Origin of the sequence: Streptococcus sp. 27098_8_74 (assembly GCF_041431705.1) — a bacterium.
Lineage (GTDB): Bacteria > Bacillota > Bacilli > Lactobacillales > Streptococcaceae > Streptococcus > Streptococcus salivarius_E.
Genome location: NZ_JAPVYF010000041.1, coordinates 1 through 11,338, shown reverse-complemented (window position 1 = coordinate 11,338; position 11,338 = coordinate 1). Strand labels below are relative to the sequence as shown.

Here is an 11,338-nt window from a genome sequence, read left to right as displayed (position 1 = left end):
AAAAGTCGCAAGAAATCTCCGCTTGCGACTTTTTTTCTTGTTAAATTTGTAGAAAAAAGAAGTTGAAATAGTGTTCAACTTCTTTTGCTTATGCTTCATCTGTCACGAACTGACTAAGTACACCGTTAATGAACTTAGCAGATGTTTCATCAGAATATTTTTTAGCGATTTCAATGATTTCGTTGATAGCCACACGTCCTGGTGTTTCTTCAAATGACGTGATTTCATAAAGTCCTAAACGAAGGAGGGTACGATCTGTCACAATCAAACGTGAGAGACTCCAACCTTCTTTCAATTTTTCTTCAATTTGACTATCAAGTTGAGCCAACTCTTCACGGACGCCTGTTACTAGGCTAAGGAGAAAGGCTGGTACATCAACTTCAGTTTCTTCGTCAATTGGCTTGTCATAAGTGTAAGCGAAATGTGCTTGTTCCAGAGCTTCACCACCAAATTCAAGGGCAAAAAGCGTTTGAAAAGCACGCTCACGAAGGTCACGACGTGAATCTTTAAAGATATTAGTCATTCAAAAAATCCTCGTTAAACAATTCAGCCAAGTCTGGTTTTTGTGACTTTTCAGTAACAATAGATTCAACGTGAACGTTGACTTCTAAAATTGCCACTTCTGCCATATCATAGACAGCTGCTTTAACAGCCTTTTGAATTTCAATTGAAACCGCTGGTACGTTAACCCCATACTGAAGTGAAACGTAGATATCAGCATTTACAGTACCATCTTCTTCTGTTCGGAGGTAAACACCACGTCCCAAGCTTGTTTTGCTGAGACTATCCGTAACATTTTTATTTTGAAGGGCGTAAACACCTTCCACTTTAGTTGCAGCGATACCTGTAATCACTTCGAGCACGCGAGGGGCAATTACAATTTCACCGATATTTTCTGTAGTCATCGCATGTTTCCTTTCCGTTAGTTTGGAAAATAAAGCCTTCAAACCAATGGTTTGAAAGACTTAGTCGGGCTTAGGCACGTGATACGTAAGTACCTTCAGCTGTGTTGATAACCAATTTTTGACCAGCTTCGATAAAGTCTGGAACGTTAACCACAAGACCAGTTTCAAGTGTTGCAGGTTTACCTGAACCTGTAACTGTTGCACCCTTGATTGATGGTTGTGTTTCAGTAACAGTCAATTCAACAGTTGTTGGTACTTGCACACCGATAACTTCTGTTCCGTAGAATTGGATTTTTACTTCTGAGTTTTCAAGGATAAATTTCAATTCTTCTTGAACGTTGGCTACTGGAATTTCATATTGGTCATATGTTTCAGTGTTCATGAAGTATGCAGTATCATCCATTTGGTACAAGTATTGTGCTGGTACTGTTTCGATGATTGCTTGTTCAAATTTTTCTTCTGGACGGTAGCTAGTATCAAAAGTTGAACCTGAGCGAACATCACGCAATTTCATACGCATGATTGTATTACCTTTACCAGGTTTGTGGTGGCTAGCTTCAAGAACTTTGATCAATTTGCCATCGTTAGTTACGAAAGTCATACCCGCACGGAGTTTACTTGCTTCAATCATTATTAAATACCTCTTTGTAAAAAATTATTATCAGTTTATTCTACCATAAATGACAGCATGGCTCAAATGTTTTATAGATTCAAACCCAATCCTCAGGCTTTTTTCAAAGAACAAACTAGTCATCCATTCCTAAGTGAACCTCTGGGACATCATGTTGCAAATAAGAAACACCCTTTTGTTCCATCAACTCAATCGCAAATGGGTGCGGTCTATAATTGGCCTTGTAAGTAATCTTTACGATACCAGCTTGCAAGAGAGCTTTGGTGCAGTTGATACAAGGAAAATGCGTCACATAAATCTCTGTATTTTTGGTAGAAATCCCCTCTTTGGCACATTGGATAAGGGCATTCATCTCTGCGTGTACCGTACGAATACAATGACCATCTTCCATGTAGTGACCTACTTCGTTACAGTTATCAGTCTCAGAAACCCCGCCGTTATAACCTGTAGCGATAATACGCTTGTCCTTGACTAAAACAGCCCCAACAAAGGCACGATCACACGTAGAACGCTTAGAAATCAGCTCTGCATTAGCCATAAAATAATCTTGCCAAGATAAACGGTTTGGCATAAAGTATTCCTCCAAATCTTAGAGAACAATCAATTCCTTAGGCGCAAGGGTAATCAATTCACAACCATTCTCTGTGATAATGATGTCATCTTCGATACGAACACCATATTTATCAGCCAAATAAACACCTGGCTCGTCCGTCAAGACCATGCCAGCTTCGATAGTTTCATCAGAATTACCAAAGTAAGGAATCTCGTGAATGTCAAGACCGATACCGTGTCCGATACCATGTGTAAAGTAATCACCGTATCCCGCTTCGACAATAACATCACGCGCAACCTTATCATAGTCACGGCGTGTCATGCCAGCCTTAGCCGCGTCAATCAAGGCCTGATTAGAACGTAGAACGATATCATAAATTTCACGCTCCTCATCAGTAGTGTCACCAATATGGATAGTACGAGTCATATCGCTAACGTAGTGGTTGTAGTAACAACCAAAGTCCATAGTCAAGGTCTCACCAGATTGAATAACCTTTTCTGAAGCAACCCCGTGAGGCATAGCTGAACGGTAGCCTGAAGCAATGATAGACTCAAAGGAAATCCCTGAAGCTCCGTACTCGCGCATACGGAAATCTAAGAAGTTTGCTACTTGTAGCTCTGTTGTTTGACCTGGTTTAATGAAATCAAGCACATCTGTAAAGGCACGGTCTGAGATAGAACAAGCCTTACGGATAGTTGCCAATTCTTTTTCGTCCTTGATCATACGCAACTCTTCCATGAAGTTGCTTTGTGGTGACAAAGTGTAGCCTTCAAAAATCGCTTGAAGACCTTGGTAGTAAGCAAATGACACCTGATTATCAAAACCGATTGTTTCAAGGTTATCAGCCTCGATAATTTTAACAATATCCTTAAGTGGATCCTTACTTTCGATAATATCAAAGCCATGCACAGATTGTTTGGCAATGAGGGTATAACGTGAATCCGTTAAGAAGAGGCGACGATTCTTAGTAATGAAGACAGTCGCATTTGTCCCCCAGAAATCTGTTAAATAATAGATATTTTTTTGTCCTGTCACCAACAAGGCATCAAGGCCTGATTGGGAAAGTTTGGCATCAAATCGTTCAAGTCTACGTTGCATTATGAATTACTCCTTTGGTATTTTAGGTTAATTATACCAAATTTTCAGACTTTAAAGGATTAAATTGACATTTTAGATTGTTTTTTTGATGTCATAAAGAAAAAGCCAGATCAAACTCTGACTTTATTAGCATTATACAAAGGCTCGCTTTTCGTAGATAGTTGGTAATCATATTTGATAAATTCTTTTATTTCTCGACGTAGAAAATAGTCTGTTAGAAAAATTTCCCTAAAAGACTTATAAGCAGGTCTGTTAGATTCCTAAAAACTTGCTTAATTTGAGACATTAGGCTATTAACAGACTGGTCTGTATGATTAACTGTATTCTCACCACCATACTTGATAGTATCTTCAGAGGGGGATTCAGGTAAGGGATTTTCCGCCTTCTCTACTACCTCTGTTCCCTCTGGTGTCTCCGTTTTCTCAGTTTCTTCCTTAAAAACAGCCTGATAAATAGCTTGGGCATCTGGAGCACTGCCAAGATAGCCAGAAACCAATTGACCATTTTTGAGACGAATGACACTTGGAGTCCCTGGAATACCTAGCTTATCAAATAGTATTTTACGAGACTCACGGTCCAGCTGATCCGAATCTGTATTGTAATAAAGAAGCTGACCATCAATCAGGGTATTGAAATCCTTCAAAACTGGAGAATTTTGACGACAATAATAGCAGGTTGGCCGGCCAACATAAAGGATATGGTCCCCACCATCTTCAGTCAACATATTTGTGACATCACTATAAGAGACCTGCTTCAGGTTTTCAAGATTCTTTTCATAAGTTTCAACCGAAACCTCTTCGGACCTCACTTCTGTCTCAGCCACTCCTGTCTGTGATGATGGAAGAAGAGGATTTTCCTTTGTCTCACTATTAGATTCAGCCTTCTCAACCACTTGTTCGGAAGCTGTTTCGGAAGAATCTTGCACACTCCCTACTTCACCATTTTCAACAAAATCACTGGCTAGCTCTGTAGCGACCTCCCTAACATCTAGCTCATCTGCTGCACCACTAAGCACTGCTAACTGACAAGTACCTAAAACAAAACTCGCCATCAAAATAAATTGTATTTTCTTCATGTGTTCTCCTTATTTGTTTACTGTGTGACATCTTACTTTTTACCCATTAACAAAAGCAAGGGTACCATGACACTAATTACCATGTTTCTCTCCTTTTTCTATTTAATTAGCGCTTTAACAACTAAGTTCAAGCTATGACTTCATTATAAGAGCTTAACAAGATAAAAAATAGTGACATAGATGTCACCATTCCATAGGATTAAAGACAAAAGAAAAGGCTAAGTATATAAACTCAACCTGAGACTATAGTAATTAGCAGAGAAAATCATTTCTCCTTGTCCTTACCCGCTACCCTAAGCGCAAACAAAGAAAAAGCTAGCGAAAGTGTTGACCAGACGAGACAATGGTCAATAAAAGCAACGCCTTCGGTGAAACTTAGCGTAGCATTTATCATCACAATAAATAGCCAGACGATCACGATAACAATGCTTAAACTTCTGATAAGATTATTCTTCTGTTTATCCATATTTCTCTTTCCCATATTTGGTACTCATGGTAACTTCTAATCGCCATAAGGAGGTCTTCTTTTCAACCACCATTTGTTCCAACCCAATCGTTCAGGTAAGGTTTGAGGTCTAGATACAAAATCACCCCCTGTGACATTTTCTAAGGTTTCAGCAGTCAGCTCTTCGCCATATGCCTTAGTTCGCATTCTTATTTCTCCTTTCTTGTCAAAAAATAAATACAGCAATAACCACTTGGACTATTCAAAAACTAGTTGTCTTGGTAACCTAGTGGGTTTGGCTATAAGGTCATTATAGGTTCTCTCTTTTCAAAAAAATAGTGACATAAATGTCACTATCACTCAACACAAAAATCCAGGCCTTTATAAGACCTGTTCCAAAACTTGTTTATTTCTACGGTGTTTCAGAATAAGATAAAAAATAACCTCAAAAAGGAGAAAAGTAAAATAAATTCCTAAAACGTAAAGCAAAGTTTCCCATTTATCTGTTGCTGATTGAAAATGGCCGTGATGATCCACTGTACGGATGCTAATCAAAAGACAAATATCTAGAAATAGGGCTAGAAGAATACCATTAAAGCCTATAAAAAAACGCTTTTTAACCATAGTCTGACTCCTGTATGTTTGTTCTTAACCATAGAATAGCAAGCTCAACTTAAACCAGCCTAAAGCAAAAAAAGACTCAAAGAGCCTTTTTCTTTATGTCAATTTTTCTTTCAGATATTGTCCTGTGTAGCTTTCTGGAACAGCTGCCACCTCTTCTGGAGTCCCTGTTGCAACAATAGTACCTCCACCGACACCGCCTTCAGGACCCAAATCAATAATATGGTCTGCGGTCTTGATAACATCCAGATTGTGCTCAATCACGAGAACAGTGTTGCCATCATCCGCAAAACGCTGAAGCACCTTCAAAAGACGTGCAATGTCATCTGTATGAAGACCCGTCGTCGGTTCATCCAGAATGTAGAAGGACTTCCCAGTAGAGCGTTTGTGCAACTCACTAGCCAACTTCATACGTTGAGCTTCTCCACCTGATAGGGTTGTTGCTGGTTGTCCCAAGGTCACATACCCAAGCCCTACATCCTTGATTGTCTGCACCTTACGAGCAATCTTAGGAATAGCCGCAAAGAAGTCAACCGCGTCATCAACTGTCATATCCAGAATCTCCGCGATATTTTTCCCTTTATAACGAACCTCTAGGGTCTCAGAATTATAGCGTGTGCCATGACAAACCTCACAAGGGACATAAACATCAGGCAAGAAATGCATCTCAATCTTGATAATACCATCACCAGAGCAGGCTTCACAACGGCCACCCTTGACATTGAAAGAGAAACGTCCCTTCTTGTAACCTCGAATCTTGGCCTCATTAGTTTGGGCAAACAGATCACGAATATCGTCAAAGACACCGGTGTAAGTCGCTGGATTAGAACGAGGTGTACGCCCAATTGGACTTTGGTCAATATCAATCAAACGCTCGATATGCTCGATTCCTGTCACTGATTTGTGTTTACCAGGTTTCTCACTATTTCGATTAAGCTCTTGGGCAATTTTTTTCTTGAGAATTCCGTTAACCAAAGTCGATTTTCCCGAACCAGAAACACCAGTGACTGCAATCAACTTTCCAAGTGGAAACTTGACAGATACATTCTTCAGGTTATTTTCACTAGCACCTTTAACCTCGATAAAACGACCATTACCTACACGACGTTCCAGAGGAACAGGAATTGATTTTGCACCTGACAGATATTGCCCGGTGATTGATTTCTTGTTCTTAGCAACTTCCTCTGGGGTCCCAGAGGCCATGATTTGACCACCAAAAGCACCCGCACCAGGTCCCACATCGATAAGCCAGTCAGCCTCACGCATGGTATCTTCATCATGCTCCACCACAATCAGGGTATTGCCCAAGTCACGCATCTTTTTAAGACTTGAAATCAAGCGATCATTGTCACGCTGATGAAGCCCAATAGAAGGCTCATCCAACACATATAGGACTCCAGAAAGGTTAGAGCCAATCTGTGTCGCCAAACGGATACGCTGACTCTCACCACCTGAAAGGGTTCCAGCCATACGAGAGAGGGTCAAATAATTAAGGCCTACATTATTTAAGAAAGTCAAGCGATCCTTGATTTCCTTAACAATTGGACGAGCGATCACTCCCTCGTTTTCACCTAATTCAAGGTTATCGATTTCCTTAAGATGATCTGAAATAGACAAATCAGAGATTTGACCAATATTGAGACCATTCTCACCACCAACACGAACTGAGAGTGCTGCTTCGTTAAGACGATAGCCATGACAAGTTGGACATGACAGCTCATTCATATAACCTCGCATGACATTGCGAGTGAAATCACTATTGGTCTCGTGATAGCGACGATTGATATTAGTCACAACCCCTTCAAAAGGAATGTCAATATCACGCACCCCACCAAAATCATTAACATAATGGAAATGGAATTCACGATCCCCAGATCCGTAGAGAATCAAATCTTGTTCTTCTTTTTTAAGATCTTCAAATGGCGTATCCATATCCACGCCGAACTGCTCCATAGCCTGCTCAAGCATGGCTGGATAGTAGTTGGACGAAATAGGATTCCAAGGCGCCAGAGCACCTTCACGTAAGGTCTTACTAGCATCAGGGATAACCAAATCCATATCAACTTCCAGTTTATTACCCAAACCATCACAGGTCGGACAAGAGCCGAATGGCGCATTGAATGAAAAGAGACGAGGTTCTAACTCTGGCACTGTGAAGCCACAAACCGGACAAGAATAATGTTCTGAGTAAAGCAGCTCATTATCATCCATGGTATCCACAATCAAGTAGCCATCTGCTAAACGTAGGGCCGCCTCCACCGAATCAAAGAGACGACTACGGATACCATCCTTATTCACCAAGCGGTCTACAACTACTTCTATATTATGCATTTTAGACTTAGACAACTCTGGCACTTCTGTGACATCGTAAATCTCACCATCTACACGAACACGAACATAACCGTCCTTTTGTACGCGCTCAAAAACGGCCTTGTGTTGCCCTTTTCTACGACGAATAATCGGCGCTAAAATCTGCATACGCGTACGCTCAGGAAGAGCTAGAACCTCGTCCACAATCTGTTCCACAGAGGATGACTGAATGGCCCCATGACCATTAGGACAATAAGGAACACCCACACGGGCATAAAGAAGACGAAGATAGTCATTAATCTCTGTTGCCGTTCCGACCGTCGAACGAGGGTTTTTGCTTGTTGTTTTCTGGTCAATGGAGATGGCAGGACTCAAACCATCAATCGAGTCCACATCAGGTTTCTCCATATTTCCCAAAAACTGGCGGGCATAGGCTGAGAGACTTTCCACATAACGACGTTGCCCCTCTGCATAGATGGTATCAAAGGCCAAAGAAGACTTACCAGAACCTGACAAGCCCGTCACCACCACCAGTTTATCACGCGGAATCTCCACATCGATATTTTTTAAATTGTGAGCTCTTGCTCCATGAATCACTAACTTATCTTGCATATTTTTAAGAGGCCCTAGCGCAAAAGCTACTGCCGCTCCTTTCTACAGACGGAGGGAAAATCCATCCCGACTTTCTCTCATATTATAACAAAATTTCAATTTATCCAGCCCAAAAATGTTTCAAATGTAGTATAATATTGGAGTGTCTAAAAAAGGCAAGGAACATCGTTCCAAGCCTCATTTGACATCACTAAAAAAAGCTAAGAGCAGTGTTTATTTTACTTAAAAGCGATTCTACAAATCCTTTTATAATCAAGACGCCAGCGCTTACCTAATGACAAAGGAGGGGTTCCCATTGAAACAAATGTTCTTATCCACCGGAAAAGAATTCAAAGAAATTGAAACATTCGAGCCTGGTGCTTGGATTCATTTGGTGAACCCTTCCCAAGAAGAAGCCATGAAGGTCGCAGAACGTTTTAACATTGATATTCAAGACCTCCGTGCCCCTCTGGACGTGGAAGAAACATCACGTATCGATGTCGAAGATGACTACACCCTGATTCTGGTCGACGTCCCAACCCAAGAAGAGCGTAATAACAAAAGCTACTACGTCACTATTCCATTGGGTATCATCGTTACCGATGAGGTGGTTGTTACAACCTGTCTCGAGGACATCAGCCTCATGGACAACTTCCTCAACCACCGTGTACGTAACTTCTACACCTTTATGAAGACCCGTTTTGTCTTTCAGATTCTCTATCGCAATGCTCAACTCTTCCTAACCGCCCTACGTTCTATCGACCGTCAGAGCGATAAATTGGAAGCTCAGTTGGAAAATGCGACTAAAAACGAGCACTTGATTGACATGATGGAATTGGAAAAATCCATTGTCTATCTAAAAGCCTCACTTAAGATGAATGAGCGAATTGTCAAAAAGCTAACAGGTAACGCCTCTAGCTTGAAGAAATATATCGAGGACGAGGATCTCTTGGAAGATACACTGGTCGAAACCCAACAGGCCATTGAGATGGCAGGCATCTATGAAAATGTCTTGAATGCCATGGCTGAAACCGCTGCTTCTATCATCGGCAACAACCAGAACACTATCATGAAGACACTCGCTCTCATGACTATGGCTCTGGACATCCCAACCGTTATCTTCTCCGCCTACGGCATGAACTTTAAAAATAATTCTATGCCTCTAAACGATTTAGATAATGCTTTTTGGGTTATCTTTTTCATCGCAGCCTTCGGGTCATCTTGCGTTGTTATCTACTTTATCAGGAAAAAATGGTTCTAACATAGAGCCTCTTCTTTTCCCTAAACTACAAAACTAAAAAATAATACTATTTATCGAAAGGTCATCTCATGGACATCCAAAAACTCACCAAGAAAAACCAAGATTTTATCCACATCGCAACCAACCAACTCATCAAAGATGGTAAGTCAGACCAAGAAATCAAAGATATCCTTGGCGATATTATTCCTGAACTTATCGAAAACCAGAAAAAAGGAATCACAGGACGTGGACTCCTTGGTGCTCCAACTGTTTGGGCAGCTAGTTTCTCTCCTGAAAAACACCAAAAACCTGAAACTGGTAAGCCTAGCAAAGAAGTGCCTGAAACAGATAAAACACCTTGGAAGATGTGGCTTGATACCTCACTCTTCCTTCTAGCCATCGTTGCTATCATGAACGCAATCTTTGGTTTCTCAGGTACACAAACTAGTTACGGCCTCACAACCCTTCTGTCAGTGTCATTCATTGGCGGTCTTGCTATGTATACCCCTTATCACTACATCTACCGTCACAATAACAAACCAAAAGAAGAACGTCCAAAATGGTGGTTCAGCATGACCGTCATCACACTCTCTTTTATTGCATGGTTTGCTCTCTTTAGTCTTACAGCCCTTCTTCCAAGCTACCTCAACCCTGGTCTTTCACCAATTGTGATCCTTATCATTGGTGTCATTGCTGGTGTTGCCAAATACTTCTTCAAACGTCATTACAACGTCCAAAGTACTTACGCACCTGCATCTTAATCAATCTCAACCTCAAGTACCCTTATGGGTGCTTTTTTACGTCAGAAATCTTGACACAGTTGGCTATTCTATACTAAAATGTTAAAGTTAATAGACAAAAGAAAGAATTCCAATAGATGCGTATCAAATTCCCTCTACTAATCATTGCTTGCTGCCTATTACTTATGGCTTGTGGCCACAAGAATACTCAGAAAAACTATCAAGCTTACTATAGTTTTAACAATGTGACGTCTTCCACTCAGGAAAAACAACTAGCAAAAGCCTTAAAAAGCAAGGGCATCCCGACAAAAGACTGGGACAATCTAGCCCCTTATATTAGTCGTTACAATCAGGAAAATACAAACCTCCAACCTGTTGTCAAAAATTGGACCAAAAGTAAAATCGGCAAGGATCAAAATCAATTCGTCACCTTCCTTAATGAAAAAACTTTTGAAGAGAATAAATCACACTTTACTGACGACTTAAACTGTCGACGAACATCTTTCCTCCTTCTTCACGACCTTATTACAAGCTCAGAGGACCTCACCAAATTAGAACTCCCCCTTCAAAACGAATTTATAGATCTTAGGTCACACCACAAAGAGTTAACTGCCAAGGATCAAGCTCTCTACAGTCTCCTCTTTGGGGATAATATCAGCTATCAGTCTACAGACGATCTACTTAAAGCTTGGAAAAAAGCTGGACTCAAGTTTCCAGAGAAGGTTAAACTCCTATCGGTCTTTCAAAATAGCCCTGGTGATGTCAGCAATTTCCACACGGCTATAGCTTACGAAAAAGACGGCAGTATCTATGTCTTTGAAAAACAGGACCCTACACTTCCTTACAGGTGGAGTCGCTTCAACAATTGGGCAGACATCAAAACACACTGGTTATCCAACCGCTTCAAGGCCTTCAAAGATAATGTTGATGTCCTCGTTAACGACCAAAAATTTGATGATTTCTTAGAAAACACACTCTATATACCACAAAACAACCAACTAGCTCCTCAAGACGAATGAGAAGGCCAGTTGGTTTTTCTTTCCCCCTAAAGCATAAAATTAAACTCTCCACTGTCAGCCCCAGAAATTACAAAGGCTTAGAAAATCAAGGCAGAAAAAAACACCCTCAG

Annotated in this window: 13 protein-coding genes; 3 read left to right on the top strand and 10 right to left on the bottom strand. The window is 40.8% G+C overall.

Annotated elements, in window-relative coordinates; translation table 11 throughout:
* Nucleotides 1–88 precede the first annotated feature (88 nt).
* The 10 genes from nusB to uvrA all read right to left on the bottom strand — a co-directional run bounded on the left by nusB (nucleotide 89) and on the right by uvrA (nucleotide 8,250).
* Entirely contained in the window at nucleotides 89–523 is a 435-nt protein-coding gene (gene nusB, locus O3670_RS10440; protein ID WP_002884506.1) for a transcription antitermination factor NusB, read from the bottom strand.
* Entirely contained in the window at nucleotides 516–905 is a 390-nt protein-coding gene (locus O3670_RS10435) for an Asp23/Gls24 family envelope stress response protein (RefSeq protein ID WP_371596117.1), read from the bottom strand. The genes nusB and O3670_RS10435 overlap by 8 nt, the downstream gene beginning before the upstream one ends.
* Nucleotides 906–975: 70 nt before the next feature.
* Nucleotides 976–1,536, bottom strand: a complete 561-nt coding sequence (gene efp / locus O3670_RS10430; RefSeq protein ID WP_002884532.1) for an elongation factor P — start codon at nucleotides 1,534–1,536, stop codon at nucleotides 976–978.
* A gap of 115 nt (nucleotides 1,537–1,651) precedes the next feature.
* A complete protein-coding gene (locus tag O3670_RS10425) occupies nucleotides 1,652–2,107 on the bottom strand; it encodes a deoxycytidylate deaminase (protein ID WP_002884736.1) in 456 nt (151 codons plus the stop codon).
* A gap of 18 nt (nucleotides 2,108–2,125) precedes the next feature.
* Nucleotides 2,126–3,187 (bottom strand): M24 family metallopeptidase, encoded by a 1,062-nt coding sequence (locus tag O3670_RS10420; protein WP_014635041.1) that lies wholly within the window; start codon nucleotides 3,185–3,187, stop codon nucleotides 2,126–2,128.
* 214 nt (nucleotides 3,188–3,401) lie between these two features.
* Nucleotides 3,402–4,262 (bottom strand): thioredoxin family protein, encoded by an 861-nt coding sequence (locus tag O3670_RS10415; protein WP_014632606.1) that lies wholly within the window; start codon nucleotides 4,260–4,262, stop codon nucleotides 3,402–3,404.
* A 265-nt stretch (nucleotides 4,263–4,527) separates the two neighbouring features.
* Nucleotides 4,528–4,728 (bottom strand): hypothetical protein, encoded by a 201-nt coding sequence (locus O3670_RS10410; RefSeq protein WP_004183464.1) that lies wholly within the window; start codon nucleotides 4,726–4,728, stop codon nucleotides 4,528–4,530.
* 36 nt (nucleotides 4,729–4,764) lie between these two features.
* Entirely contained in the window at nucleotides 4,765–4,914 is a 150-nt protein-coding gene (locus O3670_RS10405; RefSeq protein ID WP_014632605.1) for a hypothetical protein, read from the bottom strand.
* 174 nt (nucleotides 4,915–5,088) lie between these two features.
* Entirely contained in the window at nucleotides 5,089–5,331 is a 243-nt protein-coding gene (locus O3670_RS10400) for a DUF3923 family protein (RefSeq protein ID WP_014632604.1), read from the bottom strand.
* A gap of 93 nt (nucleotides 5,332–5,424) precedes the next feature.
* Nucleotides 5,425–8,250: an excinuclease ABC subunit UvrA gene (uvrA, locus tag O3670_RS10395; RefSeq protein ID WP_371596116.1), complete on the bottom strand. Its 2,826-nt coding sequence runs from the start codon at nucleotides 8,248–8,250 to the stop codon at nucleotides 5,425–5,427.
* Between the two features lie 295 nt (nucleotides 8,251–8,545).
* Here uvrA and O3670_RS10390 point away from each other — a divergent pair, with 295 nt between their 5' ends.
* From O3670_RS10390 to O3670_RS10380, 3 genes are all read left to right on the top strand, one after another.
* The gene (locus O3670_RS10390; RefSeq protein WP_004183470.1) at nucleotides 8,546–9,490 is read left to right on the top strand and encodes a magnesium transporter CorA family protein; all 945 of its coding nucleotides are present in this window, start codon (nucleotides 8,546–8,548) and stop codon (nucleotides 9,488–9,490) included.
* 68 nt (nucleotides 9,491–9,558) lie between these two features.
* Complete coding sequence (locus O3670_RS10385) at nucleotides 9,559–10,230, top strand: DUF1129 domain-containing protein (protein ID WP_371482580.1); 672 nt, start codon at nucleotides 9,559–9,561, stop codon at nucleotides 10,228–10,230.
* Between the two features lie 116 nt (nucleotides 10,231–10,346).
* The gene (locus tag O3670_RS10380) at nucleotides 10,347–11,228 is read left to right on the top strand and encodes a DUF4300 family protein (RefSeq protein WP_371596115.1); all 882 of its coding nucleotides are present in this window, start codon (nucleotides 10,347–10,349) and stop codon (nucleotides 11,226–11,228) included.
* Nucleotides 11,229–11,338 lie beyond the last annotated feature (110 nt).